The organism is Methylosinus sp. Ce-a6, assembly GCF_009811655.1.
GTDB lineage: Bacteria > Pseudomonadota > Alphaproteobacteria > Rhizobiales > Beijerinckiaceae > Methylosinus.
Window position 1 is genome coordinate 15,633 of the sequence record NZ_BGJX01000007.1, and the last position, 26,834, is coordinate 42,466.

The 26,834-nt window shown below is 66.4% G+C and carries 20 protein-coding genes; 8 read left to right on the forward strand and 12 right to left on the reverse strand.

Going from position 1 to position 26,834, the window contains the following annotated elements; translation table 11 throughout:
• Positions 1 to 33 precede the first annotated feature (33 nt).
• Positions 34 to 660: a MarC family protein gene (locus Mspo_RS06470; protein WP_159728016.1), complete on the reverse strand. Its 627-nt coding sequence runs from the start codon at positions 658 to 660 to the stop codon at positions 34 to 36.
• Between the two features lie 69 nt (positions 661 to 729).
• Complete coding sequence (locus Mspo_RS06475) at positions 730 to 1,128, reverse strand: DUF2147 domain-containing protein (protein ID WP_159728018.1); 399 nt, start codon at positions 1,126 to 1,128, stop codon at positions 730 to 732.
• A 48-nt stretch (positions 1,129 to 1,176) separates the two neighbouring features.
• Here Mspo_RS06475 and Mspo_RS06480 point away from each other — a divergent pair, with 48 nt between their 5' ends.
• The 5 genes from Mspo_RS06480 to Mspo_RS06500 all read left to right on the forward strand — a co-directional run bounded on the left by Mspo_RS06480 (position 1,177) and on the right by Mspo_RS06500 (position 5,658).
• Positions 1,177 to 1,995, forward strand: a complete 819-nt coding sequence (locus tag Mspo_RS06480; protein WP_159728020.1) for a cobalt-precorrin-6A reductase — start codon at positions 1,177 to 1,179, stop codon at positions 1,993 to 1,995.
• Entirely contained in the window at positions 1,996 to 3,453 is a 1,458-nt protein-coding gene (locus Mspo_RS06485; RefSeq protein ID WP_201281644.1) for a cobyric acid synthase, read from the forward strand.
• Positions 3,450 to 4,466 (forward strand): threonine-phosphate decarboxylase CobD, encoded by a 1,017-nt coding sequence (gene cobD / locus Mspo_RS06490; RefSeq protein WP_159728021.1) that lies wholly within the window; start codon positions 3,450 to 3,452, stop codon positions 4,464 to 4,466. Before Mspo_RS06485 ends, cobD begins: the two co-directional genes overlap by 4 nt.
• Entirely contained in the window at positions 4,456 to 5,178 is a 723-nt protein-coding gene (gene bluB / locus Mspo_RS06495; protein ID WP_159728023.1) for a 5,6-dimethylbenzimidazole synthase, read from the forward strand. The genes cobD and bluB overlap by 11 nt, the downstream gene beginning before the upstream one ends.
• Positions 5,179 to 5,370: 192 nt before the next feature.
• On the forward strand, positions 5,371 to 5,658 hold the full coding sequence (locus tag Mspo_RS06500; RefSeq protein ID WP_159728025.1) for a hypothetical protein: 288 nt from the start codon (positions 5,371 to 5,373) through the stop codon (positions 5,656 to 5,658).
• A 55-nt stretch (positions 5,659 to 5,713) separates the two neighbouring features.
• On the opposite strand, the gene Mspo_RS06505 is transcribed toward Mspo_RS06500, so the two are convergent.
• The 7 genes from Mspo_RS06505 to Mspo_RS06535 all read right to left on the reverse strand — a co-directional run bounded on the left by Mspo_RS06505 (position 5,714) and on the right by Mspo_RS06535 (position 18,523).
• Positions 5,714 to 8,839 carry an efflux RND transporter permease subunit gene (locus Mspo_RS06505; protein ID WP_159728027.1) on the reverse strand — a complete coding sequence of 1,042 codons (3,126 nt, stop codon included), beginning with the start codon at positions 8,837 to 8,839 and terminating at the stop codon, positions 5,714 to 5,716.
• Positions 8,840 to 8,870: 31 nt separating this feature from the next.
• Complete coding sequence (locus Mspo_RS06510; protein WP_159728029.1) at positions 8,871 to 12,017, reverse strand: efflux RND transporter permease subunit; 3,147 nt, start codon at positions 12,015 to 12,017, stop codon at positions 8,871 to 8,873.
• 9 nt (positions 12,018 to 12,026) lie between these two features.
• Positions 12,027 to 13,343, reverse strand: a complete 1,317-nt coding sequence (locus tag Mspo_RS06515; protein ID WP_159728031.1) for an efflux RND transporter periplasmic adaptor subunit — start codon at positions 13,341 to 13,343, stop codon at positions 12,027 to 12,029.
• A complete protein-coding gene (locus Mspo_RS06520) occupies positions 13,340 to 14,896 on the reverse strand; it encodes an efflux transporter outer membrane subunit (protein WP_244613204.1) in 1,557 nt (518 codons plus the stop codon). Before Mspo_RS06520 ends, Mspo_RS06515 begins: the two co-directional genes overlap by 4 nt.
• A gap of 212 nt (positions 14,897 to 15,108) precedes the next feature.
• On the reverse strand, positions 15,109 to 15,537 hold the full coding sequence (locus Mspo_RS06525) for a DUF2147 domain-containing protein (protein ID WP_159728035.1): 429 nt from the start codon (positions 15,535 to 15,537) through the stop codon (positions 15,109 to 15,111).
• Positions 15,538 to 15,556: 19 nt separating this feature from the next.
• Positions 15,557 to 18,229, reverse strand: a complete 2,673-nt coding sequence (locus tag Mspo_RS06530; protein ID WP_159728037.1) for an MMPL family transporter — start codon at positions 18,227 to 18,229, stop codon at positions 15,557 to 15,559.
• Between the two features lie 81 nt (positions 18,230 to 18,310).
• Positions 18,311 to 18,523, reverse strand: a complete 213-nt coding sequence (locus Mspo_RS06535) for a DUF1674 domain-containing protein (protein WP_159728039.1) — start codon at positions 18,521 to 18,523, stop codon at positions 18,311 to 18,313.
• 91 nt (positions 18,524 to 18,614) lie between these two features.
• Between Mspo_RS06535 and Mspo_RS06540 the strand changes: the two genes are divergently transcribed.
• On the forward strand, positions 18,615 to 20,015 hold the full coding sequence (locus Mspo_RS06540) for an RsmB/NOP family class I SAM-dependent RNA methyltransferase (RefSeq protein WP_159728041.1): 1,401 nt from the start codon (positions 18,615 to 18,617) through the stop codon (positions 20,013 to 20,015).
• Between the two features lie 43 nt (positions 20,016 to 20,058).
• On the forward strand, positions 20,059 to 21,732 hold the full coding sequence (locus Mspo_RS06545; RefSeq protein ID WP_159728043.1) for a heparinase II/III family protein: 1,674 nt from the start codon (positions 20,059 to 20,061) through the stop codon (positions 21,730 to 21,732).
• Positions 21,733 to 21,811: 79 nt separating this feature from the next.
• Here the strand turns inward: Mspo_RS06545 and Mspo_RS06550 are convergent, their stop codons facing one another.
• A complete protein-coding gene (locus Mspo_RS06550; protein ID WP_159728045.1) occupies positions 21,812 to 23,347 on the reverse strand; it encodes a hypothetical protein in 1,536 nt (511 codons plus the stop codon).
• Positions 23,348 to 23,682: 335 nt separating this feature from the next.
• Between Mspo_RS06550 and purH the strand changes: the two genes are divergently transcribed.
• The gene (purH, locus tag Mspo_RS06555) at positions 23,683 to 25,275 is read left to right on the forward strand and encodes a bifunctional phosphoribosylaminoimidazolecarboxamide formyltransferase/IMP cyclohydrolase (RefSeq protein ID WP_159728047.1); all 1,593 of its coding nucleotides are present in this window, start codon (positions 23,683 to 23,685) and stop codon (positions 25,273 to 25,275) included.
• An 83-nt stretch (positions 25,276 to 25,358) separates the two neighbouring features.
• On the opposite strand, the gene Mspo_RS06560 is transcribed toward purH, so the two are convergent.
• On the reverse strand, positions 25,359 to 25,631 hold the full coding sequence (locus Mspo_RS06560) for a hypothetical protein (protein ID WP_159728049.1): 273 nt from the start codon (positions 25,629 to 25,631) through the stop codon (positions 25,359 to 25,361).
• A gap of 99 nt (positions 25,632 to 25,730) precedes the next feature.
• The gene (prfA, locus tag Mspo_RS06565; protein ID WP_159728051.1) at positions 25,731 to 26,801 is read right to left on the reverse strand and encodes a peptide chain release factor 1; all 1,071 of its coding nucleotides are present in this window, start codon (positions 26,799 to 26,801) and stop codon (positions 25,731 to 25,733) included.
• Positions 26,802 to 26,834: the final 33 nt, after the last annotated feature.

Genomic DNA, 26,834 nt, shown 5'->3' on the forward strand with positions numbered 1-26,834 from the left:
GCGGCGGCGCGGTCCCCGACAACGCGCCGCCGCTCACGCTTGCAAGAACGCCCGCACGCCATCCGCCACGAATTGCACGGCGAGGGCGGCGAGCAGCACGCCGAGCAGCCGCGTCAGCACGACATTGGCCGCCGTGCCGAAGAATTGCGCCACCTCGCCGGCGATCAGACAAAAGATCAGACAAATCGTCATGATCGCGGCGATGACGGCGATCAGCGTCGCGAGGAGCGTGACGCTGCCATGCGCGGCGCCGGCGAGCAGCACGGTCGCGGTGATCGCGCCGGGCCCGGCCATCAGCGGTATGGCCAGCGGATAGGCGGCGATATTGTGGACATGCTCGGCGAGCGCCTTTTCCGCCGCCTTGGAGTCGCGCTGGATGCGCACGCCGAACACCATTTCCGAGGCGATGGAGAAGAGTAGAAAGCCGCCGGCGATGCGAAAGGCCGGAATGGATATGCCCATTGCGCCGAGCAGCCGCTGGCCGATGAGGGCCGAGCCCGTGAGAATGGCGAGCGCATAGACGCTCGCGCGAAAGGCGATGGCGCGCTTGATCCGCCCTTCGAGCCCCGAGGTCGCGGCGACGAAGACCGGCGCGAGGCCGAGCGGTTCGACGACGACGAGCAGGGTCACGAAGGCCGAGACGAGATAGTCGAGATCCATCCCGGCCTCCGGCAGGGGAACGCAAAGCGCAAGTAGCGCGCGCTGCGGCGCGAACCAGCCGCGCGCCGCTCACCTCACCCGCGTCCAATCCTCTTCGCCGCAGATATTGGTGCCGTTCACGCAGCCTTCGAGGCGCAGCACTTTTTCGCTGCGCATGGCGAGGTTCGCGGCGTAGCTCTGCCCGTCCTTGGCGTTGTAGATGGTGCCGATCCATTGATTGGCGCCCGCAGGCCTCAGACTGAGGATCGGCAGGCCGAGCAGCGAGCGATTGCGCTGACGGGGATCGGGATTGTTCTCGTCGACGCCTTTTTCGGAGAGCCAGGCGATCTTCCCGCAGATCGCCGGACCGCAGCGGGTGATCTGTATATGCGCGGTGCCGTCGGCGACCCGCCACTCGCCGATCGGATCGGCGAGCGCCGCGGGCGCGGCGACGGTGACGATCGACGCGCAAATCCAGGACCGCTTCATCTCGAGCCTCCGTTTGAATAATCAGGGGCGGGAGTATAGGGCTAAGCCATGCCTCAGACCAAGACGGCGCAGACCAAGACGCCCGCCGCCTCGCCTCTCGCTGCGCCGCGGCGGAGGGCCGCGCCGATCCGGGCGCTCATCTTGGGCGGGACGAGCGAAGCGCGCGCGCTCGCGGCCCGCATCGCCGGCGACGCGCGTGTTCACGCCACGGTCTCGCTCGCCGGCCGCACCAGCGCGCCGCTCGCGCAGAGCCTTCCGACGCGCATCGGCGGCTTCGGCGGCGTAGAGGGGCTGAAGCGATATCTCGAGGAGGAGCGCGTCGATCGCGTGATCGACGCGACGCATCCTTTCGCCGCCCGCATTTCCGCCAATGCGCGCGAGGCCTGCGCCGCGCTCGGCCTTCCGCTGCTCGTCCTCACGCGCGCGCCCTGGAGCCGGATGGAGGGGGATCGTTGGATCGAGGCGGCGAACAACGCCGGCGCCGTCGCCGCCCTCGGGGAGGCGCCGCGGCGCGTGTTTCTCACCATCGGTCGTCTGGGACTCGCGGATTTTCTCGGCGCCCCGCAGCATTATTATCTGATCCGCACGATCGAGCGGCCGTCGGAAAACGATCTGCCGCCACGCAACGGATTGATCCTGGAGCGTGGTCCTTTCACAGTCGAGAGCGAATTGTCCCTGATGCGCGAGGCCGGGATCGACATGATCGTCTCGAAGAACAGCGGCGGCCGCGACACCTACGCCAAGATCGAAGCCGCGCGCACGCTCGGCCTCGAGGTCGTGATGATCACGCCGCCGGGCGGCGGCGGAGCGCGCGTCGTTCACGACGTCGAGACCGCGGCCGCCTTCCTCTTTTTCGAGGAGCCGTAAATGAGCGTCACTCTGATGTTCCAGGGCACGGGGTCGGACGTCGGCAAATCGCTCGTCGTCGCCGGCCTCGCGCGCGCTTTGACGCGGCGGGGCTTGCGCGTTGCGCCCTTCAAGCCGCAGAACATGTCGAACAACGCCGCGGTGACGGCCGACGGCGCCGAGATCGGCCGCGCCCAGGCGCTGCAGGCGCGCGCCGCGCGTCGCGAGCCGACGGCGGACATGAATCCCGTTCTGCTGAAGCCGCAAGGCGCCGCCGGCGCGCAAGTCGTGCTGCGCGGAAAAATCGTCGGCGCGGCCCGCGCCCGCGAATATCAGCAATGGAAGGCCGGCCTCATGTCCGCCGTGCTGGAGAGCTATGAGCGGCTGCGGGCGTCGGCGGATATCGTGCTCGTCGAAGGGGCGGGCAGCGCGGCGGAGATCAATCTGCGGGCCAATGACATCGCCAATATGGGCTTCGCGCGCCGCGTCGACGCGCCGGTCGTCCTGATCGGCGACATCGATCGCGGCGGCGTCATCGCCCAGCTCGTGGGCTGCAAGGTCGTGCTCGATCCGGAAGACGCGGCGCTCATCCGCGGCTTCATCGTGAACAAGTTTCGCGGCGATCCTTCGCTCTTCGACGAAGGGATGCGTTTCATCGCCGAGCGCACCGGCTGGCGCCCGCTCGGCCTCGCGCCCTTCTTTCCCGACGCCGCGCGTCTGCCGGCGGAGGACGGCTTCGGCCTGCGCGCCTCGAAATCGGAGCAGGGGGGCGGCCTCACCATCGCCATGCCGATCCTGCCCAATATCGCCAATTTCGACGATCTCGATCCCTTGCGCGCGGAGCCCGACGTCCGTTTCGTCCAAGTGCGCGCCGGCGAGCCGCTGCCGGCGGAGGCCCAGCTCGTCATTCTGCCGGGGTCGAAGGCGACGATCGCCGATCTCTCCGCCTTTCGGGAAGCCGGCTGGCACATCGATCTCGCGGCCCATATGCGTCGGGGCGGGCGCGTCTTCGGCATTTGCGGCGGCTATCAGATGATGGGCCGCCGCATCGCCGATCCGCATGGCCTCGAAGGACCGCCCGGCGCGGTGGAAGGGCTCGGCCTCCTCGACATGGAGACGGTCTTCGAGGCCGAGAAAGTGCTGAAGCAGGTGAGGGGCGCCACGATCGCCGACGGCGTTCCATTCTATGGCTATGAGATGCACGCCGGCCGCACCGATGGGCCGGATTGCGCTTTTCCGCTGCTGCGCTTCGAGGATGGGCGCGTCGACGGCGCCGCATCGGCGGACGGCCTTTGCGCGGGCGTCTATGTCCATGGGGTCTTCGCCGATGATCGTCTGCGCGCGGCCTTCTTGAGTTCGCATGGCGGCTTCGCCTCGGACCTTTCCTACGAGGCGTCGATCGAGGCGACGCTGGACGGCCTCGCCGAACATTTCGAGCGCCATTTGGACGTGGACGCGCTCTTGGAGCTGGCGCGATGAGCCCATCGCCGCCGATTCTCCATGGCGGCCGGCTCGATCTGGCGCAAGCGCGCTTTCCCGAGGCGCCGGAGCCCTGGATCGATCTCTCGACCGGCGTCAGCCCCTATCCCTATCCTTTTCCGCCTCTCGCCCCGGAGGTCTTCACCCGCCTGCCGGATGTCGCGGCGCTCGCCGCCCTCGAGCGGATCGCGGCCGGCGCCTATCGCGCCGGGTCGCAGGCGCTTGTGGTGGCGGGGGCGGGGACGCAAGCCTTCATCCAATGGCTGCCGCGCATCCGGCCGGCGGCGCGGGTCGCCGTTCTCGGCCTCACTTATGAAGAGCATCCGGCCGCCTGGCGCGCGGCCGGCGCGAGCGTCGCCCACGCGCAAAGCCTCGAGGAATTGTCCGCCGCCGAGGTCGGCGTCGTCGTCAATCCCAATAATCCCGACGGCCGTCTCGCGCCGGCCGGAGCGCTCGCGGAGATCGCCCGGCGCATGGCGGCGAAGGGCGGTCTTCTCGTCGTCGACGAGGCCTTCGCGGATTTTCTCGCCCCCGAGGCCAGTCTCGCATCCTTCGCGGGCGAGCCGGGGCTCGTTCTGTTGCGCTCCTTCGGCAAGGCCTATGGGCTGCCGGGCGTGCGGCTCGGTTTCGCCCTCTGCGAGGCGGAGATGGCCGAGCGCCTGCGGGCGTCGCTCGGACCCTGGAGCGTCGCTGGTCCGGCGCTGGCGATCGGCGCCGCGGCGCTCGCCGATGCGGCCTGGCTCGCGGCCCGCGGCGCGCAGCTCGCGCGCGACGCCGCCCGGCTCGATGCGCTTCTGGCCGCCGCCGGCTTCGAAATCATCGGCGGCGTCGCGCTTTTTCGCCTCGCGCGCCATGCGGCGGCCGATCGATGGTTTGCGCATCTCGCCCGGCGCGGCATATTGACGCGTAGGTTCGGCGAGCGGCCGGATCGGCTTCGTTTCGGCCTGCCGGCGGCGCAAGCGGCCTGGGAGCGGCTCGAGCGCGCATTGGAGAGCGGACGAAATGGCCTTTGAGCCGGCGAATGATCCCGAAGCGGCCGAGGCGGCGCTCGTCGCCAGCGCGCCCTTCTCCGCCGAGGAGCGCGCCGCCGTCTATCGCGCCATTCACACCCGCCGCGACGTTCGCGACGAATTCCTGCCCGACGAATTGCCGGACGAGGCGGTGATGCGCCTGCTCGACGCGGCGCATCATGCGCCGTCGGTCGGCTTCATGCAGCCGTGGAATTTTCTGCTGATTCGCGACCGCGCGCGGCGCGAGGCGGTTCACGCCGCCTTCGAGCGCGCCGCCGCCGCCGAGGAGGCGCTGCTGCCGCCGGAGCGGCGCGCGCAGTATCGAAGCCTGAAGCTGCAGGGAATTCTGAAGGCGCCGCTCAATGTCTGCATCACCTGCGACCGCTCGCGGCATGGAACGACGGGCCTCGGGCGCACCCAGCAGCCGGAGGCCGATCTCTTGTCCACAGCCTGCGCAGTGCAGAATTTCTGGCTGGCGGCGCGCGCGGAGGGGATCGGCGTCGGCTGGGTCAGCATTCTGCGCGACCAGGATCTGAGGGAAATCCTGGGTGTTCCGGCCGAAATCGCGATCGTCGCCTATCTTTGCGTCGGCCGCGTCGCCCGGGCCTATGCGCGGCCCGAGCTCGAAGTCCGACAATGGGCGAAACGGCTGCCGCTCGAGGAATTGATCTTCTCCGATCAATGGGGAAAACACGTAAATAATTCCAAGGGTTGAAGGCGTTACAAAAACTACAAGGTTTTGTGATTTTTTTGAACCTGATCGCTGCGGCTCTGCTTTTGACCTTCGACTGAAGGGTCCTATAGTGGGCGCGACGCGAAGCGGCTGGCGCGCTGAGACGGGGCCAATTGTTCCGCCTGCGGCATGCGTCTTGCTAGGCTTTAGCCGGCAGTCCTGGGGGTCGGATTTATGAAACCAGCGGATTACGAGCTCGTTCGCGACAAGGCCCTCCCGCTCTCCAACACGACGACTCTCACCGTCGCGGAAGTTCCGGATCGGCTCGAAGATTTGCTCCATCTGCTCGGCGAGGCGATGATCGAGGGGCGCGGCAATCATGCGCGGCTGACCGAGATCCATTTGCCCATGGCGCGTTTCCCGCAGATGGACTCGAAGTTCTGGCACATTCCGGTCGAGGATTGCGGCGAGCATCCGATACTGCGGCTGTTTTTCGAGACGCAGGGCGATTTCTCGCACTAAAAGGCCGGCTCCGTCTGGCGGACGAAAGCGAGCCTGAAGGCTCGCATTATGCGGCTCATCGGGAAACCGTGAGCCCTTCCGCCGGCGGAGGTTCCAGGCCCGGCGCTTCCGGAGCCGGCCGCGCGCGCCGGCGCTCCAGCTTGCTCATCAGCAGATAGATGACCGGCGTCGTGTAGAGCGTCAGCATTTGGCTCAGCAGCAGCCCGCCGACGATGGTGACGCCGAGCGGTCGGCGCAGCTCCGCGCCTATGCCGTCGGCGAAGGCCAGCGGCAGAGCGCCGAGCATGGCGGCGAGCGTCGTCATCAGGATCGGCCGGAAGCGCTCCACAGCCGCCTCGAGCGCCGCGTCGCGCACCGAAAAACCCTTCTCGCGCTCGGCGTGCAGGGCGAAGTCGACGAGCATGATGCCGTTCTTCTTCACTATGCCGATGAGCAGCAGAATGCCGATGAAGGCGATGAGCGTGAATTCCGTGTCGAAGGCTTCGAGCGCCAGCAGCGCGCCGAGACCGGCCGAGGGCAAGGTGGAGATGATCGTCACCGGATGGGCGAGGCTCTCATAGAGCACGCCGAGAATAATGTAGACGGCGAGCAGCGAAGCCAGAATCAGCCAAGCCATGCCGCCCGAGAGCTTGCGGAAATCCTTGGCGTCGCCCGCGAATTCCGCCTGCACGCCATTGGGCGGCTGCAATTCGTCGGTCGCCGCGAGAACGGCTTTCACAGCGCCGTCCAGCGTATGGCCCGGCGCGATGTTGAAAGTGATCGTCGCCGCCGGCAGCACGCCCTGATGATTGACGACGAGCGGCATGGTTCCGCGTTCTATGCGGGCGACGGCGGTGAGCGGAACCTTGGTTCCGTCGCTCGCCGAGACATAGAGGCCGGCGAGGTCGCGGGGATCGCGCTGGCGCGACAAAGGCGCCTCGACGATCACGCGATATTGGTTGCGCTGCGTATAGATGATCGAATCCTGACGCTGACCGAAGGCGCTGTTCAGCGCCGCGTCGATCGACTGAATCGGAACGCCCATGCGCGAGGCCGCGGTGCGGTCGATGACGACTTTCGCTTTCAACGCGCCCTGCTGCCGATCGGTGGTGACGTCGGCGAGCTCCGGCAGACGCCGCAGGCGGGCGAGGAGCTTGGGGGCCCATTCCTCGAGGTCGTCGACCGAGGTCGCGGTGAGGGTGAATTGAAATTGCGCCTTGCTCTGCCGACCGCCCGATCTCAGATCCTGCGACGGCGCCATGAAGACGCTGAACCCGGCGATCTTGGCGAATTCCTTGCGCAGCCGCGCCAGCACCTCGAAGCTCGACGCCTTGCGCTCATTGGCCGGCTTCAGCGCCAGGAACAGTCGCCCCTGATTGCCCGACATCGACATGTTCGAGGCGCCGACGAAGGAGCCGACATTGACGACGTCCGGATCCGCCGCGGCGATGGCCGCGGCCTTTTTCTGAAGCGCGACCATGTCCGTGAAGGAAATATCGGCGGAGGCTTCCGTCGCGCCGTTGAGCAGCCCGATGTCGTCCTGCGGCAGATTGCCCTTCGGGATCGAGCCGTAGAGATGAACGGTCCAGCCGATCGTCAGCACGATCGCGACGAGCGCCGCCCAAGGATGGTCGACGACGGGCCGCAAGCTTTTCGCATAGAGGCCGACGAGCCGGGTCAATGCGCCCTCGACGAGCCTGTCGAAACGCGAGGGCGCGTCGCGTTTCGGCGAGGGGAGCTGCGCGCAGATCATCGGCGTCACCGTCAGCGAGACGATGGTCGAGATGACGATGGCGAAGGTCAGGGTGAAGGCGAATTCGCGCAGCAGGCGCCCGAAAATCCCCTCCATCAGCAGCAGCGGGATGAACACGGCGATCAGCGACAGGCTGATCGACACGACCGTGAAGCCGATCTGCCGCGCGCCGACGAGCGCCGCCTCGAGCCGCCCCATGCCGCGCTCGACATTGGTCTCGATGTTCTCGATCATCACGATCGCGTCGTCGATGACGAAGCCGACCGCGATGGTGAGCGCCATCAGCGACAGATTATCGATCGAAAAGCCCGCCAGCCACATTGCGGCGCAGGAGCCGACGAGCGACAGCGGAACGGTCACCGCCGCGGCGAAGACCGGCGTCGCGCGGCGCAGAAAGACGAACACCACCGCCATCACGAGAGCGATCGAGACGAGCAGAGTGTTTCGAATCTCGGAGACGCTGGCGCGGATCGACTGCGTGCGGTCCGAGAGAACCGAAATTTCGACGCCGCTCGGAATCCATTTTTGCAGCTCGGGCAGCAGCGCCTTCACCTGATCGACCATGGCGATCACATTGGCGTTGGGCTGCCGCGTCACGATGATGAGCACCGCCGGCTTGCCGTTGAACCAACCGGCCGCGAGCCTGTTGCGCACGCTGCGATCGACGGTGGCGATGTCGCCGAGCCTGACCACCGCGCCATTGGCGGCGGTGACGACGATGTCGCGAAACTCCGGTGGGCTCGACAGCTGGTCGTTCGCCCCGAGAGTCCGGCCGAGCCGGTCGCCGTTCAGCGCCCCGAGCGGGGAGAGCACATTGGCGGAGGCGATGGCGCTCGCCACCTGATCCATGCTCATGCCCATTGCGGCGAGCCGCGCCGGATCGGCCTGCACGCGGATCGCCGGCTGCTCGGCGCCGGCGACGCGCACTTCGGCGACGCCGGGCACTTGCGAGATGCGCTGCGCGATCACCGTGTCGGCGGCGTCGAAGATGACGCTCGTCGGCAGCGTCCGCGACGTCAGCGCGAGGACGATGGAGGGGATCGTCGCCTGGCTCGCCTTGCGGAAGGTCGGCAGGATCGGCAGGTCCGCGGGGAGGTCGGTCGCGGCGGCGTTGATCGCCGCCTGCACGTCGCGCGCGGCGGAGTCGATGCTTCGGGCGAGGTCGAATTGCGCGACGATCTGCGTCTGGCCGAGCGAGCTCACCGAGGTGAGCTCGGTGACGCCGGAAATGCCGGCGAGGCGGCGCTCGAGCGGCGCGGCGACGGAGGCCGCCATTGTGGCGGGATCGGCGCCCGGCCGCGCGGCGACGATGCCGATCGCCGGAAAGTCGATGGCCGGCAGGCTGGCGACCGGCAGGAAGAAATAGGCGACGGCCCCCACCATGAACAGCGCGGCGGCGAGCAGGCTCGTGCCGACGGGCCTTCGGATGAAGGGCGCGGAAATATTCATCGGGCGCGAGCCCCATCGGCCGAAAGCCAGCTCACTCGGCCGCCTCCTTACGTTCGGAGGGCGAGGCCGCGGGCGCGGCAGGCCGCGGTCGCGGCGCCGAAGACCCGCGCAGCCATTCACGCAGCCTGACGCGCAGCGCGTCCACGGCGAGATAGATGACCGGCGTCGTGTAGAGGGTGAGCAGCTGCGACAGAACGAGGCCGCCGATGATGGAGACGCCGAGCGGTATGCGCAGCTCGCTGCCCGCGCCTCTCGCCAGCGCCAGCGGCAGCGCGCCGAGCAGAGCGGCGAGCGTCGTCATCATGATCGGCCGAAAGCGCAGCCGGCAGGCGCGCACGATCGAATCGAAGGGCGTGAGCGCTTCGTTCTTCTCCGCCTCGAGCGCGAAGTCGATCATCATGATGGCGTTCTTCTTGACGATGCCCATCAGCAGCACGACGCCGATGAGCGCGACGAGCGACATGTCGAGCCCGGTCGCCATCAGCGCGAGCAGCGCCCCGACGCCCGCCGAGGGCAGCGTCGTCAGCACGGTGAAGGGATGCGCATAGCTCTCATAGAGCACGCCCAGCACGACATAGATGGCGATCGCCGCGGCGAGAATGAGCCAGGGCTCGCTGGCGAGCGATTTGCGAAACTCCGCCGCATCCGCGCTGAACAGGCCGATGATGGAGGAGGGCAGGCCGATCGCGCGCTCGGCCTTGGCGATCGCCTCCACCGCATCGCCGAGCGCGGCCTTGGGCGCCAAGTCGAAGCTGATCGTCGCCGCCGGAAACTGCTCCTGATGCGCGACGGCGAGCGGCGCGGTCGTCTGCTCCACCGAGACGAAGGTCGAGAGCGGCGTCTGCGGGCCGCCGCCGGCGGGCGCGACATAGAGCTTGTCGAGCGCGGTCGGGTCGCGCTGATATTGCGGCGCCGCCTCCAATATCACGCGATACTGGTTGGACTGCGCATAGATGGTCGAGATCTGCCGCTGGCCGAAGGCGTCGTTCAGCGTGTCGTCGACATTCTGCGCGGTGATGCCGAGCCGCCCCATCAGCGCGCGGTCGATGCGCAGAAAGGTGCGCAGACCGCCATTCTGCGTCTCGGCGGCGACATTGCGGAACACGTCGTCGCGGCGCATCTCCTCGATGAGCTTCAGCGACCACGCCTGCAGCTCGGCGCTGTCGGGCGCCGTCAGAGTATATTGATATTGCGAGCGGCTGGCGCGCGTCGTGATCTGTATGTCCTGCACCGGCTCGATATAGACGGTGGCGCCGGGAACGCGCTCGGCCGCCTTCTTCAGCCGCTCGGCGATCTCGTCGGCGCCGACGCTGCGTATATCGCGCCCGCGCAGCGTGACGGCCATATGGGCGACATTGGTCGTGGCGTTGAGCGGGCCGACGCCCAGAACAGAGACTGTTCCGGTCGCCTCCGGCTCGGCCTCGAAGACCTTGGAGACCGCGGCCTGCAGCTTCGTCATCGTCTCGAAGGACGAATCGGGCGAAGCCTCCAGCACGACATTGAGCAGGCTCGTGTCCTGGCGCGGCAGGAAGCCCTTCGGGATGAGCGCGTAGAGCGCGATGGTGAGCGCCAGCGTGCCGAATGTCAGCGCCAGCATCAGCTTGCGCCGGTCGAGCGCGATGGCGAGCGTCCTCGCGTAGAATTCGTCGAGCCAGGCGGAAAAGCCCCCCGTGGCCCGCTCATGGGCGTTGAGCCCTGCGCCGGGCTTCAGCAGCTTGGCGCAGAGCATCGGCGTCAGAGTGAGCGAGATGACCGCCGAGACGATGACTTGCGCGGTGAGGGTCAGCGCGAATTCGCGGAACATGCGGCCGACGAGGCCGGTCATGAACAGAAGCGGGATGAACACGGCGATGAGCGAGACGGTCAGCGAGATCACCGTAAAGGCGATCTCGCGCGCGCCGTCGAGCGCGGCGCGATGCGGCGTCTTGCCGAGCTCTATGTTGCGGACGATGTTCTCGATCATCACGATGGCGTCGTCGACGACGAAGCCCGCGCCGATGGTGAGCGCCATCAGCGACAGATTGTCGAGCGAGAAGCCCGCGAGCGACATCAGCGCGAAAGTGGCGATGATGGACAGCGGCAGGCTGACGCCGGCGATGACTGTCGCCCGCCAGCTGCGCAGGAACAAGAGCACCACCAGAACGACCAGCGCCGTCGCGAGAACGAGAGTGAACTCGACGTCCTCGATGGAGGCGCGGATCGTCTGGGTGCGATCATTGACGACCTCGAGCGACATGCCCTTGGGCAGGGCGCGCCTGATATTGGGCAGCTCCTTGTGGAGCATGTCGACAGTGCTGATGATATTGGCGCCGGGCTGGCGCTGCACGTCGAGGATGATCGCCGGATCGCCGCGATACCAGCCGCCGACCCTCGAATTCTCCAGCCCGTCGAGCACGGTGGCGACGTCGCGCAGCATGATCGGCGCGCCATTGCGATAGGCGACGACGACGGTCTCGAACTGCCGCGCCGCCTGCAGCTGATCATTGGCGTCGAGCGTGTAGGATTGGTGCAGGCCGTCGAGCGAGCCCTTGGCGCCGGCGACATTGGCCGCCGTAATGGCCGCGCGCAAATTTTCCATGCTCATGCGATTGGCGGCGAGCCGGGCGAGATCGGCCTGAATGCGCACCGCCGGCCGCACGCCGCCCTCCACCGCGACATGGCCGACGCCCGACACTTCCGAGAGGCGCGGCGCGATCAGCGTGTCCGCGACGTCGCTCATCTGCCTCATGCTGGCGGTCTTGGAGCGCAAGGTGAGCGTGACGACCGGCGTGTCGGCCGGATTGACCTTCGCATAGACCGGCGGATAGGGCAGGCTGCGCGGCAGCGTCGAGGCGGCGGCGTTGATCGCCGACTGCACGTCCTGCGCGGCGCCGTCTATGTCGCGATCGAGCTCGAATTGCAGCGTGATCTGCGACAGGCCGAAGGAGCTCTGCGACGACATCGTCTGCAGCGACGGAATCTGGCCGAATTGCCGCTCGAGCGACGCCGTCACCAGCGCCGCCATCGTGTCCGGATTGGCGCCCGGCAATCGCGTCGTGACCTGGATCGTCGGGAAATCGACCTGCGGCAGCGGCGACACCGAGAGACGGGCGTAGCCCAATATGCCGAACAGCAGCACGGCCAAGCTCAGCAGCGAGGTCGCCACCGGTCTTTCGATGAAGGGCGTCGACACGCTCATGGCCGGGCGTCACCTCGCCTGCGGCGGGGGGCCGCCTTCGCCGCCGCGCCGCTCGCCGCCGGCCTCGCGTCTCCGCTCCTTGCGCAAAGTCGCCGGGGCGTTTGGCGGGCCGCCTGCGCCGCCGTCTTCTGTCGGCTCCATCGCCCGCACCTGCGATCCGTCGACGAGCCGCGCGAAGCCCGTCGTCGCGACTTTCTCGCCGACCTCGAGGCCGGAGACGATGACGGCCTGCGCCTCATCCTGGCGGCCGACCGCGACCGGCCTCATGGAGACCGTCTCGTCCTCGTTCAGCACATAGACGAAGGCGCCGTTGGGGCCGCGCTGAACGGCCGCGCTCGGCACGACCCGCGCGTCGCGCAGCACATCGACCGTCACGCGGACATTGACGAACTGGCCGGGCCACAGGGCGAGGCCTTTGTTCTCGAAGGTCGCCTTGACCTTCACCGTGCCTGTGGCCTGATCGATCTGATTGTCGATCACCGAGACGAGACCTGTGTCGAGCACGCTCGCATTGTCCGGGCCGAGCGCCGCCGCCGCCGCGGGGGCGCGCGCTTGCGCCTTCTGCAACGCGGGCAGGAACTGCTGCGGCACGGTGAAGACGACATAGATCGGCTCGAGCTGGGTGATGACGACGATGCCGGTCGCGTCCGAGCTGTGCAGAATATTGCCGACGTCGACGAGCCTGATGCCGGTGCGGCCATCGATGGGCGAGCGGATGGTGGCGTAGTCGAGCGTCGCCTTGGCGTTGTCGATGGCGCCCTGATCGGCGCGCAGCTGCGCCTCGAGCTGGACGACGAGCGACTGCTGAGTCGCATATTGCTGCTGCGAGCCGTAATTGCTCGCGGCGAGCTTCTGGTAGCGCGTGACGTCGACGCGGGCGTTGGCGAGATTGGCCTCGTCCTGCGCCTTTTTGGCGACCGCCTGGTCATAGGCGGCCTGATAGAGCGTCGGCTCGATGAGCGCGACAATGTCGCCCTTATTGACGTTCTGTCCCTCCTCGAAGGCGAGCTTGATCAGCCGACCGTCGACCTGCGTGCGCACGGTGACGGTGTTGAGCGCCTGCGCCGCGCCCACGGCGTCGATCGTCACCGGCACATCGTCGACGCGCACCGGCGTCGCCGTTATGGCGACCGGACCGTCGAAGCCGCGGCGGCGTCCCTCGCGTCGGCTCTCCGCGGCGGAGCGCTCTTTGACGCCGGCCTCGCCGAAGAGCCAGGGCCGGGCGACATAAAATCCCGCCGCGAGCGCGGCGACGGTCGCCAGAGCGACGAGCGGCGACGGCCGCTTGGCGCGCCACCAGGCCGGCAAGGCGCGCGGCGACTTCATGGCCAGGGGCCTTTGTCCGATTCGTAGGCGGCGTTTTCGGTGGCGATCTCCAGCGCGCGGGTCGTCCCGGACCAGCCGCCGCCGAGCGCCTGATAGAGGCTCGTCGCCGCCTGGAAATAGGCGAGGCGCACCTGCGCCAACACGTCCTCGGTCTGGAACAAGGTCGTCTCCGTCGTCGACAGCGTGATGATGTCGATCGTCCCTTCGCGGAGCCGCGCCTCGGCGACCTCATAGGCCCGCCGCGCCGCCGCCACCGCCTCGCCCTGGAGCTTCAACTGCCGAGACGTCTCTTGTATGGCGATGAGCGCATTTTCGACGTCCGAAAAGGCCGTCAATATCTGTTTCTGATAAGCTTGCGCCAGCTCGGCGTATCTGCCTTGCTGCAGCAGATATTGGCCCTGGAGATTATAGCCGTCGAAGAGCGGCTGCGTCAGATTGCCGGCGATCTGCCAGGCGATCGCCTCCGGGCGGAACAAGGAGCGCAGCGCGACGCTCTGCACGCCGTAATAGCCGGTGATTCTGATCGACGGGAAGAAGGCGGCCCGCGCCTGCAGCACGGAGAATTCGGCCGATTCGAGCTTGGCCTCGGCCTCCGCTATGTCGGGGCGGCGCAGCAGCAGCTCCGAGGGCAGGCCGGGCGCGACTTTCGGGAATCGCAGCCGGCTCAGCGAGCCGCCCTTGATGATCGCGCTCTCCGGCGGCGCGCCGAGCAGCACGGCGAGCGTGTTCTTCGTCTGGCGCAGCGACTGCTCCAGCGGCGGCACGGCGGCGCGCTGCTGCGCGACGACCGAATCCTGCTGCGAATAGTCGAGCGCGGTCGCCGTGCCGACATCGAGCCGGGCTTTGATCGCCTTGAGCACGTTTTCGGCGATCTTGATATTGTTGCGGGCGATGCGCAGGCGGTCTTCGGCCGTCAGCACCTGAAAATAGGCGTTCACCACCGAGGCGATGGTGGAGATTTCGACGACGTCGCGATCGAAGCGGCTCGCTTGGGCGAGCAGGCGCGCGGCGTTGGAGGCGTCCTGATTCTTGCCCCAGAAGTCGATCTCATAGCTCGCGTCGAGCTGCATCTGGAAGAAATTGGCGCGGCGCGTGCGCAGCGCGCTCGATCCTGCGGCCCCCGTCGTCGTCGTGGCGTTGGTCGAGGCGCTGGTGCTCGTCGCGCTGGTGATGGTCGCGGGGGTCTGCGTGCGCCTCGCAATGTCGTTCATGGTCAGCGAGGGCCAGAGCGGGGAGCTGTCGATTCGCGCGGTCGCGTCCGCCTGCTGAATGCGCGCCACGGCGGTGGCGATGTCGAGATTTTGCTCGAGCGCCTTTTCGACGAGACGGGTCAGCTCGGGCGAGCCGAAGGCCTGCGACCATTCCCTCGCCGCGCGAATCGGCGGAGCGGAGCGCGCGGTCTTCTCCGCCTTGAACGTCGGCGGGATTTCGACGGTCGCTTCCGGCTTCTCCCAATCCAGCATGCAACCGGAAAGGGCGGTCGCGGCCGCGAGCGCCGCGGCGCGACCGGGGAACAGGGGCGGCCGTGGTCGTCGTCTGACAGACAAGGACAATTCCGTTCTATCCGCATCCTCGCGCCCGGGGCGGGCGCGCGACCCCTGAACAGGGCCTAGACCAATGAACTTCCGCGTCATAGCAGGCGCAGGAATTTTCCACTTCCGATGTGTTTTTGTGGCGTCGCGAAGCCGTCGAAATCGTCGATCCGGCGGCGCCGCCTCCGCTCGAACCTGCGGGGAACAGGCCACTATGGTCAAGTTACGGATTGTTAATTTCGTCGGCGCGGCGTCGGCGTCTTCTGCGAAGGCGCTGGTTCGACAGGCACTTTGCTCCAGCTTTCGCTCTGGCACAAGAAAGCGATCAGGCAGCCGGTCAGCGTCAGCTGCGTCGGGCTGTCCAATGTGATGATCCCCACATAGACCTTGCCGTTCTCGGGATTGTAGAGATCGCCCTTCCAGCGATTGGGCTCGGTCCTCGCCGCGTAGCGCAGGACGAGGGCGGGCGGCTGTCCGGGCGGGGGCGGCGGAAACACGCCGCGGGCGCAGAGCTTCCCGTCGCAGTCGAAGAATTCGAGCTTCTGCTGATGGCCGCCGCGAATCCATACGCCATAGATCGGCTCGGCCGCCTCCGCGGGCGCAGCCGCCGCGGGAGAGGCGACAGCCAGTCCGAGAAGCAAGGAAATCGCCGCCTTGATCATGGCTCGGACCCTCTCACGATCATGGCTCCGACCCTATCACGCCGCGGGACGGCTGCACAGGCGAAGCCGGCAGCGCGCTCGCTTCCTCGCCTATCGGCTGCGTCGCGTCCGCCTCCTGCCGCGGCGGACCGAGGAAGGCCGGAACGACGACGAAGGCCGCGAGCAGCGTGAAGAAGAGGGAGATCGCCAGCAATTCGCCCATGCTGGCCGTGCCCGGATGGCTCGACAGGAACAGGCTGCCGAAGGCCGTCCCGGTGGTCAGCGCGCTGAAGAAGATCGCCCGCGTCAGGCTGGAGGCGAGCATGTCGGCGACGCCCTTGCGCCAGGCGATGACGTAATAGATGTGGAAGGCGACGCCAACGCCGAACATCAGCGGAAGAGCGATGATATTGGCGAAATTGAGCGACAGGCCGAGGAGATCGGCCGCTTCGAGGCTCATGATTCCGGCGAGCACGAGCGGGCCGAGCGTGAGCGCGACGTCGCTCGCCCGGCGCAGCGCGACGACGAGGACGAGGAAAATGGCGACGAAGGCGAGCACGCCGGCCTGAAGGAAGGCGTCGACCACCGTCTTGCCCGCCTCGGCGACGATGACCGGCGGCCCGCCGGCGTCGGGCGCGAGCGTCTGCACCGCCTCGGCGAAACGCGTCATCACCTCGCGATCATTGCTGTCGCCCTCGGGCGTCACTTCGACGCGCACGTCGCCGTCGGCCGAGATCCATTCGGCGCGCAGATCTGCGGGAAGCGTGTCCGGCGTGATCTTTCGGACGGCGAGCGCCTTGCGCAGCTCGCCGAACAGCCGGCCGAGGTCGGAGAGGGCGGCCGTCTGCGCCTCCTTGCGAATCTCCGGGCTCGCCTTGACGAGCGCGTCGAGCGAATCGGCGAAGCGCGAGAGGCCCGGCGGCGCCTTGGGCGCGCTCGCGGCCTTGCGGATCGTCTTGGCCGCGCGCGTCAGGGCCTTTTTCGTCTCTTCGTCGGTCGGCGCGGGCTTCAGCGTCGGATCGAGCACTTTGCGCAGCTGATTGGCGGCGTTCTCGAGGAGCGGCAGCTTCTCGTCCTGATCGGTCGGGATGAGCTGGTCGATCGTCGTCACATGATCGACCTCCGGCAGCGCTTCGATCTTCTTGGCGAGCGCGCGCGCGGCGGTCAGGGAGGGCGCGAGCGCCTCGATCTTGTTCGGCGCCGTCTGCGGATTTTTTGCGAGATCGAGGAAGGTCGCCACCGATTCGACGCTCTGATCGCGCAGATTCATCGGATTGGAGTCGAACTTCAGCCGCAGCAGAAACGGCGCGCCGGCGAGCACGACGATGGCTGTGGCCGCCAGCACGAGCTTGCGATGACGCGCGATCCAATGGTCGACGGCGGCGAGCGAGGCCGTCTGCACCGGCGTCGTCTCGGCCTTGGGCGCGAGAATGCGGATCAGCGCCGGCAGGAAAGTGAGCGTCGCGAGATAGGCGATGATCATGCCGAGGCCGGCGATGAGGCCGAGCTCGGCGACGCCGCGGAAATCCGTCGGCAGGAAGCAGAAGAAGCCCGCGAGCAGCGAGACGGCGGCGAGCGTCAGCGACCGGCCGATGCCGCGCGTCGCGGCGAGCAGCGCCTGCGGCAGATCGTTGACATTGTGGCGCTCCTCGCGATAGCGCGTGGCGAATTGAATGCCGAAATCGACGCCGAGGCCGATGAACAGCACCGCGAAGGCGACCGAGATGAGGTTGAAGCGGCCGATGAGCAATATGCCGAGGCCCGAGGTCATGGCGAGGCCGGCGATGATCGTCGCGAGCACGGCGAAGATGAGCCGCTTGGAGCGCAGCGCCGCCCAGAGGATGAGCGTGACGACGGCGAGCGTGGCCGACACGTTCAGCCCGGTATTCTCGGCGACGGTGGCGAATTCCTCGTCGGCGAGCGGCACCTGGCCGGTGAGCCGCACGGTCACGCCCTCGGCGGGGACGAGGCCGAGCGATTTGACCGTGTCGCGGATGATCTGCACGGCCTGATGGCCGGGCTCCAGCGCGGAATAGTCGATGATAGGCTTGACGAGCAGAATGCGGCGCGGCTCGGCGCTCGGCCCGATCGAGGGCGGCTCCGGCTCGCGGCCGCCGGCGAGCAGCTTCTCCCAGGAGACTTTGGCCGGCCTGCCGGCGAGCGCCGCGTCGAAAGCGTCGGTGAAACTGTCGAGGCCCTTGGCGAAGGCGGCGAGGCCGCGCTCGCTCGTTCCCACCTGCTTCAGCCCGAACAGCAGAGCGTCCGACAGGCCGCGCAGGCTCGGGTCCTCGGCCAAGGGCTGCAGGAATTCGCGCTGGGCGACGAGCGAGCTCATGTCGCGGCGGATTTCCTCGACGCTCAGGAACAAAATGCCGTTGTCGCGGAAATATTGATTGTCGTCGGGACGCCAGACTCTCGAGATGAGCGGCTTGCCGGCCAGCGCGTCGCGCAGCGCATTCACGCTTTTTTCCGCCTGCTCGCTGGTCTTGGCGTCGACGACCGCCACGATGATGTCGTCGATCTGCGGAAAGGCTCTGTAGAGGCGCGTCTCATCGGCGCGCCAGGGAACCTCGGACGAGAAGAGATGCGCCGTATCCGTATCTATGGCGAAACGCGTGACGGTCAGATAGACGCCGGCGGCGCTGAGCGCGAGCGTGACGACCACCACCGTCCAGGGCCTGCGCAGACACCAGGCCACGAGCTTTTCCAACATCAAGGGTCCTCGAATTGTTCGACGCGCCGGGGCGCCGCCGGCGGCGGAGGCCCGTTTCGAGCGCTGGCTCGGGCGCGGCGTCTAGAAGTCGCTGGCTATTCCATTGCTCTCCCAGTCGCCATAGCGAGCAGGATCCGGTCCGCCGCGGCCGCCGAGCTCGCGCGGCGGCGAGACGGCCGTCCGGCTCTCCCGAGAGCGGCGGCGCTCCTCGGCCTCGGCGAGCGCGCGCAGGGCGGCGGGCGACGAGGGGGCGCGCTCCGTCGCTGCGTCCGGGCGTTTCTCCGCTTCGGTCATTCGTCCTCCATCACATCGGCTCCGCGGCGCTCGCCTGGGACCAGCTCCGCATGTGATATAAACGACGATTCGATCCGCGTCGAAGGTGTGAATGCGCGACCATAGACCATTCTCGGCCAAGGCCAAGGCGCGGGCGGGCTTTGTCCCCGCCGACGCCGCCCGTGAGGCGGAGGCCGCCCAGGTCCCCGGCCTCCAAGCGCGTATCGCCGCGGCCAATGTCATCGCGGATGTCGCGCAGGGCGGTCATCGGCTGGACGAACGTTTTTCCCCGCAGGCGGTTCCGTCGCGCCTTTCCGGCATGGACGCGCGCGACGCGGCGCTCGCGCGCTCGATCGCCTGCGTCGGCGTGCGCCGTCTCGGCGCCATTCGCCATGCGCTCTCGGTTCTGCTCGAGAAGGGGCTGCCCAAGCAGGCGGCGCGGCTCGAATGGCCGCTCGTCGCCGCGGCCGCGCAAATTCTCTTTCTCGAAACGCCCGACCACGCCGCCGTCGATCTCGCCGTGCGCGCGGTTCGGCTCGAGCCGAAGACGACGCCCTTCGCCGGTCTCGTCAATGGCGTCCTGCGCAATCTCATCCGCCGCCGCGAGGAGTTCCTCGGCGGCGATCCGCTGGAGCGCGACACGCCCGCCTGGCTCGCGCAGCGTTGGATCAAGGCCTATGGCGAGGCCCAGGCGCGCGCCATGGCGGCGATCCATATGCAGGAGCCGCCGATCGACCTCACGGTGAAGTCGGACGCCGAAGGCTGGGCGCGCCGCCTCGACGGCGTCGCGCTGCCGACCGGCTCGGTGCGGCTGCGCACGCGCGCGCCCATCGTCGAGCTCGAGGGCTATGAGGACGGCGAATGGTGGGTGCAGGACGCCGCCGCCGCCCTGCCGGCCCGCCTGCTCGCCGTCGAGCCGGACGAGCGCGCGCTCGACATGTGCGCCGCCCCCGGCGGCAAGACCGCGCAGCTCGCCTTCGCCCGCGCGCAAGTGACGGCGCTCGACCGCTCCGCCGAGCGGCTGAAGCTGCTCGCCGCCAATCTTCAGCGCGTCCGCCTGCATGCCGATATCGCCGTGGGCGACGCCGCCTCTTATTCCTCCACGCGCCCCTTCGACGCCATTCTGCTCGACGCGCCGTGTTCGGCGACGGGGACGATCCGCCGTCATCCCGACGTGCCCTGGATCAAGAAGCCGGGCGATCTCGATTCTCTCGTCGCCTTGCAGTCGCGCATATTGGAGCGGGCCGCCGTGCTGCTGCGGCCCGGCGGGCGTCTCGTCTATTGCACCTGCTCGCTGGAGCCGGAGGAGGGCGAAGCGCAGATCGCGAGCTTTCTGCGCCGCCATCCGGAGATGCGGCGCGCGCCGATCGATCCGGCGGCGGAGGGCGTTCCCGCCGAATTCGTCACGCCGGAGGGCGATCTGCGCACGCTGCCCTCCTGTTGGCCGCATGAGGAGGCGCGCCTCGCCGGCCTCGACGGCTTCTTCGCCGCACGGCTCGTGCGGCGAGGCTGAGCGCGAGGAGGACGCTCTGAGCGAAACGGCCATCGGCTCGGGAATGCGATTGGCGAACGCCGCCGCGCGCGGCGTCGCCTCTTTCGCGCGCGCGGCGCGCGGGCCCTTCTATGTCGTTCAGGCGATGGGCGTGCGCGCGCCGGAGCGGCTCTATGTCGCCCCGCAGGACATACGCACCGCCGATCCGACCGTCGCCGATGAAATCTACGCCGGCTATTTCTCCTTCGACGGAAAAGTCGTCGAGACCAACGGACGCTCCCCCTTCGCCATCGCGCCGCCGTCTCGGGCGTGGCGGCGCTCGCTCGCCGGATTTTCGTGGCTGCGCCATTTGCGCGCCGCCGATCGGGAGCTGGCGCGCGCCAATGCCCGCGCGCTGGTCGACGAATTCATTCGCACGCGCGCCGATTTCATCGACGATCCCGCCCATGAGACCAGCGTCGTCGCGCGCCGCACCCTGTCCTGGCTCGCGCAATCGCCGATCCTGCTCGAGGGCGCCGATCAGGATTTCTACGAGCGCTTCATGAAGGCGCTCGCGCGCAACATCCGCTTTCTGCTGCGCGCCATGGCTTCGGAGCGCCGCGCTTCCGACCGGCTGCTCTGCGCGATCGCGCTCGCCGCTTTCGGCGTTAGCGCCGACGCCGGCCGCAAATTCGAGCTTCGCGCGACCGGCCTGCTCGACGCCGAGCTGCTCCGCCAGATTTTGCCGGACGGCGGCCATATCGGCCGCAATCCGGAGACGCCGGTCGAATTGCTGCTCGATCTGCTGCCGCTACGCCAGGCCTACGCCACGCGCGGGCGCCGGCCGCCGGAGCGCCTGCTCGCCTCGATCGGCGCGATGATCTCCTTTTTGCGCGTGCTGAAGCACGGCGACGGTTCGCTGGCGCTGTTCAACGGCATGGGCCGCGCGCCGCCGGACCGGCTGGCGACGATCCTCGCCCATGCCGACGCCGCCGCCGCGCCCGTTCTCGACGCGCCGCAATCGGGCTATCGCCGGCTGGAGGCGGGCGCGGCGGTGGTCATCGTCGACGCCGGCGCGCCGCCGCCGCCGGCCTTCTCCGGCGCGGCCCACGCCGGGTGCCTCGCCTTCGAATATTCGATCGGCGCCGAGCGCATCATCGTCAATTGCGGCGCGCCGCCGGCCGGCGCCGAGGCGCTGCGCCGGCTGGCGCGCTCGACGGCCGCCCATTCCACCCTCGTCGTCGAGGATCGCTCCACCTGCCGCATCGAGGCGCGGTCCGGGCGCGGCCGTACCGAGGAGCGTATCGTCGCCGGCCCTAGCCAAGTGAAGGCGGCGCGGCGCGCGACCTCGTCGAGCCATGAGCTCGAGCTCGCCCATGACGGCTATGTTCGCGAGCTCGGCCTCGTCCATGAGCGCACGCTCGCGCTGGCGGACGATGGCTCACAGCTCTTCGGCGACGACAGGCTCGTCGCGCAGCGGCGCGGCGCGCGGACCGAGAATTTCGTTCTGCGCTTCCATCTCCATCCCAATGTGCGCGCGGTGGCGGCGGGGGGCCGCAAGGTCCTGCTCACGAGCGGCGGCGTCGAACTCGCCTTCGAGGCCAACGCCGATGTGGCGGTGGAGGAGAGCGTCTTCTTCGCCGGCGTGGGCGCGGCGCGAAAAAGCGCGCAGCTCGTGGTGGATGGGCGCGGCGTGAAGGACGCGCATCTGCGGTGGTCGTTTTCGCGGGTGGAGGAGGAGGGGTTGGGGGCGGGTTGAATCGTGCGATGCGCCGAGGCGGACCATCCTGCGTCAGGAGGCGTAAGCCTTTAAACTGTTTCAAACAAATGCGGACGCTTTAATTGTCAGATGGGGTATCGTCATCCGACAAATCATCATATTGGATAAGCTTGCGAGTGATAATTCTTTCAACCCTCGCATCTACGATCGAAAACTCATGAGCAGGCTGACCACCCAGATCGCCTTCAGGTGTTCTTGTCCCGGTTCTTTTCACGATTCCGGCATCTTCCCAATTTTTTATTCTTGCGCGCGCGCTTTGAGCGTTGATACGAAAAGCGCCTTGAACATCTTTGTTTATAAATTTTGTATCTTTTAGGCGGTATATCTGGCCCAGAGTTTTGTCTGCGTACACAGACCCTATCCTTTCTTTTACATATTTATCTTGACCAAGCTCGATCGCCTCCTCATCAAGGAAAACCGTATCACTTGTCTCGGAGTTGCGGATATCATGTTCAGAAATAATGACGTCCATCAATCTAACAAGTTCTCTGGGCGACCTCATAGAAATCGTAACGAGAGACTTAAGCGCTGCGTTTACGTCTACAGTATGTAAAAATAAATCCTTGAACAGAAAGCGACTATTAGAAAAATATCTAATTCTAGCGTCCAGCATCTCCTGAAAAAAGCGATATTCCCATTCGATGGTTGAATGTGCAATTTTATCTAGTCTAACTGGATACGAGTTGCCCTCGAAATAAGGCTTTACCTGAGCCCATAGAAAAAACATCCACGAAAACCCATCGATCTCAAGTAGCTGGATATTTGACAAAATAGGATGGACGAGGCGAGAGGTCATTTCAGACGAGCTTTGTGTGGCATCCGTCTCATCAACCTTGTCAATTAAAATAACTATACCAGAAAAAGAAAATATTTTAACAAAATCTACAAGTTTTGTCAAAATTAGTCGTGACGATGAGCTTTCATGTGACGCAAATGACCTCATAAGCAGTTCGATAGGTTCGCCGGCACCGGCTGAGCCGAGACGTTTGCCAATAAGCTCGCCGATCACCCCCATTAGACGGGCAAGAGCATCCCATCGTTGGGACATCCAAACTGAGCTTTTTGTCTTCCAGGCCCGATTTAGTAGGCGAAGAGCACTATTGGCTGTATTTTGGCGATCTATTTCTGGCTTTGAAAGATAAAAACTCTTCAAAAGAGCTACCGAAAGCTCAGATTCAGAGTCATCCATTGCTAGTGTGTAAGTATCTCGTTCGTCATCCGTCAATGACGCCAGCCACCCAAGAACCTGTTCGATTACTAGAAACGCTACCTCATCAACAATTTTGCGTTCGAGCGGTTCTCCGTCCTTGAGAGATTTAAGCAAGTTAGAGAAATCGATAAAATTAAGAACGAGCGGCCTCTGCGCATGATCTTTTACTCCCCACAGTTCATCAAATAGCGTTATGCGGGTGGCACTTTTTCCAACACCCCTGTCACCAAAAAGGATGAATGTTGAAATGCTGACTGCTCTAGATCTTGTTGTTTGCAAGTACGGAGGGCGAACCGCGTATTCCGCGATATTTGGTTCTGTTTCAGCAGTATAATGCTCAAACGGATTGTTAATGAATCCAAGCTGTTCAAGCAACGAAGACATCTTGATCGTTCCAGGCTTTCGTTTGGGCTCCGAATCAGGAGCTGGGTTGCCAACGCAAAGAGTTTAAGCGGAAGTTTGAACCTGTGCGAGCGTAATGTTGTCGGAAATTCAAGAGTTTTAGCAGCACGTATTTTCAATGGTTTACGCTGCGTCTAACGTTCTTGGCAAAAATCAAGCCCTGATTTGGGTCCGGCGAAAATCGGCAAAGTTTCAGCAGAAATCCAAGCGACCCACACACCGCGCGGCCAGTTGGTTTCTCCCCCCGGCGATCTATGCTAAGCGCCGGGTCGATATCGTTTCCCGCGACGTCTTCGCTCCTTGAACGAGGGACCTGAATGCCGGTCGATCTGCGCCGTATCACGAGAGCTCTGCTGTCCGTCTCCGACAAGACCGGACTCGTCGAATTGGCGAAGGCTCTCGCCGCCCACGGCGTCGAGCTGGTCTCGACCGGCGGCACACGCAAGGCGCTCGCCGAGGCGGGCCTCGTGGTGCGCGACATCGCCGACGTCACCGGCTTTCCAGAGATGATGGACGGGCGCCTCAAGACGCTGCATCCCAAGGTGCATGGCGGGCTGCTGGCGATCCGCGAGAATCCCGAGCATGAGGCGGCCATGCTCGCCCATGACATTCCGCAGATCGATCTGCTCGTCGTCAATCTCTATCCTTTCGAGGCGACGCTGGCCAAGGGCGCGCCCTTCGAGACCTGCGTCGAGAATATCGACATAGGCGGGCCGGCAATGATCCGCGCCGCCGCCAAGAATCACGACGATGTCGCCGTGCTGGTCGAGCCTTCCGATTACGTGTCCTTCCTCGCCGAGCTTTCGGCCAATGGCGGCGCGGCGACGCTGGCGACGCGCCGACGACTCGCGCAAAAGGCCTATGCGCGCACGGCGGCCTATGACGCGGCGATCTCCAACTGGCTCGGGGCCGAGCTCGATGAGGCGACGCCGCCCTGGCGCGCCATCGGCGGCCGTCTTTCCGAGCCGATGCGCTATGGCGAAAATCCGCATCAGAGCGCCGGCTTCTATCTGACCGGCGAGCAGCGTTTCGGCGTCGCCACGGCGACGCAGCGCCAGGGCAAGCAGCTCTCCTACAATAATATCAACGACACCGACGCGGCCTATGAGCTGGTCGCCGAATTCGATCCGGCGCGCGCGGCGGCCGTCGCCATCATCAAGCACGCCAATCCTTGCGGCGTCGCCGAGGGCGAAACGCTCGCCGAAGCCTATCGAAAAGCGCTGCGCTGCGATCCGGTCTCGGCCTTCGGCGGCATCGTCGCGCTCAATCGCCGGCTCGACGCGGAGGCCGCGCGGGAGATCGTTAAGATCTTCACCGAGGTCATCATCGCGCCGGAGGCGGAGGAGGAGGCGATCGAGATCATCGCCGCCAAGAAGAATCTGCGCCTGCTGCTGGCCGGCGGCCTGCCAGATCCGCGCGCCGGCGGGCTGACCTTCCGCAGCGTCGCGGGCGGCTTTCTGGCGCAGTCGCGCGACAATAGCGTCGTCGACGATCTGACGCTCGAAGTGGTGACGAAGCGCGCGCCGACCTCGGGGGAGGTCGCCGATTTGAAATTCGCCTTTCGCGTCGCCAAGCATGTGAAGTCCAACGCCATCGTCTATGCGCGCGATCTGGCGACGGTCGGCGTCGGCGCGGGGCAGATGTCGCGCGTCGATTCCTCACGCACCGCGGCCTATAAGGCCGAGGAGGCGGCGCGCGAGGCCGGCGTGACGGAGAGTTTCGCCAAGGGCTCGGTCGTCGCCTCGGACGCGTTTTTCCCCTTCGCGGACGGGCTGCTGGCGGCGGCGTCGGCCGGCGCGACGGCGGTCATCCAGCCGGGCGGCTCGGTCAATGACAAGGATGTGATCGCGGCGGCCGACGAGGCCGGCCTCGCCATGGTGTTGACCGGCGTGCGGCACTTCCGGCACTGACCGGCCTTTGCCGCGAGCCGACGGCGGGCGCGGCCGCTTCGTCGGGCGAAGGGCCGCGCGTTTCGCTCAAACATCCGCAATGCTCACTCGCAGACGCGCATGCGGCGGAAATAGAGGACATTACCCCAATCGTCGGTCACCGGACGGCGGGCGATATAGCAGTCGGCGGGCGCCTGGGAAGCGGCGATGGCGCCGAGCGTCAGCGCGGTCAGCGCGCCCGCGGCGGCGACGCCGCCCCAATAATGGCCGTGATGACGATGACGCCAATAGGGATCGGCCTGGGCGGCGGAGGCGGTGAAGGTCGAGGCGGCGATGGCGACGGCCAGCAGGCCGGCGGTGAGGAATTTCTTGGTCATGTCGCGCTCCATCGGGTCGGTGTCGTTCACCTCTCTCGTGAACGTCCCGAACTTACGAAGCGTGAGGCGTCGGGGATGTGCGTCTTCGCACCCCGCTGATCACTCCTCGCTCTGCGCTAGCAGCTTGGCCTGATGATCCGTCGTCAGCGCGTCGAAAATCTCGTCCATCTCGCCCTCCATCACCCGATCGAGCTTGTAGAGCGTCAGATTGATGCGATGGTCGGTGACGCGGCCTTGCGGAAAATTATAGGTGCGGATGCGCTCCGAGCGATCGCCGGAGCCGACCTGCGCCTTGCGGTCGGCGGCGCGGGCGCTGTCGACGCGCTGGCGCTCGGCGTCGTAGAGGCGCGAGCGCAAGACCTCCATCGCCTTGGCCTTGTTGCGATGCTGCGAGCGCTCCTCCTGCATCATCACCACTATGCCGGAAGGGATGTGTGTGATGCGGATCGCCGATTCCGTCTTGTTGACATGCTGTCCGCCGGCGCCGCCCGAGCGCATCGTCTCGATATTCAGATCCTTGTCGTCTATGGCGACGTCGACATCCTCGGCCTGCGGCAGCACGGCGACCGTCGCCGCGGAGGTATGGATGCGCCCTTGCGTCTCCGTCGCCGGCACGCGCTGCACGCGATGCACGCCCGATTCGAACTTCAATTTCGCATAGACGCCGCGGCCGGCGATCTCGGCGACGATTTCCTTATAGCCGCCGAGCGCGCTCTCATTGGCCGAGAGAATGTCGACGCTCCAGCCCTTGGAGGCGGCGTGGCGCTGATAGGCTCGGAAGAGATCGCCGGCGAAGAGGGCGGCCTCGTCGCCGCCCGTGCCGGCGCGCACTTCGAGAATGACGCCCTTTTCGTCCGCCGCGTCCTTGGGCAGCAGAGCGAGCTTCAACTCGCGCTCGGCGCTGGTCAGCGCCTCTTGCGCGACTTTCAACTCGCCGTCGACGAATTCGCGCATATCGGGATCGATCGCGGGATCGGCGAGCATTTCGCCGAGGCCGGCGATCTCGGCCGTGGTCGCGCGATAGGTCTTGATCTTGGCGACGACATCGTCGAGCGAGGCGAGCTCGCGCGAGAGCGCGACGAAGCTCGCGGCGTCGGGACCGGCGCTGAGCTTGGCGGCGATCTCCTCGTGACGGCGCAGAATGAGGTCGAGCTTGTCTTGGGCGAACATGGGGCTTGCCGAGCGAGAGATAAGGGGACGGCG

Excerpts from the sequence above, each read along its gene's own strand:
- Mspo_RS06470 (WP_159728016.1), bottom strand. The coding sequence starts at position 660 with ATGGATCTCGACTATCTCGTCTCGGCCTTCGTGACCCTGCTCGTCGTC.
- Mspo_RS06475 (WP_159728018.1), bottom strand. The coding sequence starts at position 1,128 with ATGAAGCGGTCCTGGATTTGCGCGTCGATCGTCACCGTCGCCGCGCCC.
- Mspo_RS06480 (WP_159728020.1), top strand. The coding sequence starts at position 1,177 with ATGCCTCAGACCAAGACGGCGCAGACCAAGACGCCCGCCGCCTCGCCT.
- Mspo_RS06485 (WP_201281644.1), top strand. The coding sequence starts at position 1,996 with ATGAGCGTCACTCTGATGTTCCAGGGCACGGGGTCGGACGTCGGCAAA.
- cobD (WP_159728021.1), top strand. The coding sequence starts at position 3,450 with ATGAGCCCATCGCCGCCGATTCTCCATGGCGGCCGGCTCGATCTGGCG.
- bluB (WP_159728023.1), top strand. The coding sequence starts at position 4,456 with ATGGCCTTTGAGCCGGCGAATGATCCCGAAGCGGCCGAGGCGGCGCTC.
- Mspo_RS06500 (WP_159728025.1), top strand. The coding sequence starts at position 5,371 with ATGAAACCAGCGGATTACGAGCTCGTTCGCGACAAGGCCCTCCCGCTC.
- Mspo_RS06505 (WP_159728027.1), bottom strand. The coding sequence starts at position 8,839 with ATGAATATTTCCGCGCCCTTCATCCGAAGGCCCGTCGGCACGAGCCTG.
- Mspo_RS06510 (WP_159728029.1), bottom strand. The coding sequence starts at position 12,017 with ATGAGCGTGTCGACGCCCTTCATCGAAAGACCGGTGGCGACCTCGCTG.
- Mspo_RS06515 (WP_159728031.1), bottom strand. The coding sequence starts at position 13,343 with ATGAAGTCGCCGCGCGCCTTGCCGGCCTGGTGGCGCGCCAAGCGGCCG.
- Mspo_RS06525 (WP_159728035.1), bottom strand. The coding sequence starts at position 15,537 with ATGATCAAGGCGGCGATTTCCTTGCTTCTCGGACTGGCTGTCGCCTCT.
- Mspo_RS06530 (WP_159728037.1), bottom strand. The coding sequence starts at position 18,229 with ATGTTGGAAAAGCTCGTGGCCTGGTGTCTGCGCAGGCCCTGGACGGTG.
- Mspo_RS06535 (WP_159728039.1), bottom strand. The coding sequence starts at position 18,523 with ATGACCGAAGCGGAGAAACGCCCGGACGCAGCGACGGAGCGCGCCCCC.
- Mspo_RS06540 (WP_159728041.1), top strand. The coding sequence starts at position 18,615 with ATGCGCGACCATAGACCATTCTCGGCCAAGGCCAAGGCGCGGGCGGGC.
- Mspo_RS06545 (WP_159728043.1), top strand. The coding sequence starts at position 20,059 with ATGCGATTGGCGAACGCCGCCGCGCGCGGCGTCGCCTCTTTCGCGCGC.
- Mspo_RS06550 (WP_159728045.1), bottom strand. The coding sequence starts at position 23,347 with ATGTCTTCGTTGCTTGAACAGCTTGGATTCATTAACAATCCGTTTGAG.
- purH (WP_159728047.1), top strand. The coding sequence starts at position 23,683 with ATGCCGGTCGATCTGCGCCGTATCACGAGAGCTCTGCTGTCCGTCTCC.
- Mspo_RS06560 (WP_159728049.1), bottom strand. The coding sequence starts at position 25,631 with ATGACCAAGAAATTCCTCACCGCCGGCCTGCTGGCCGTCGCCATCGCC.
- prfA (WP_159728051.1), bottom strand. The coding sequence starts at position 26,801 with ATGTTCGCCCAAGACAAGCTCGACCTCATTCTGCGCCGTCACGAGGAG.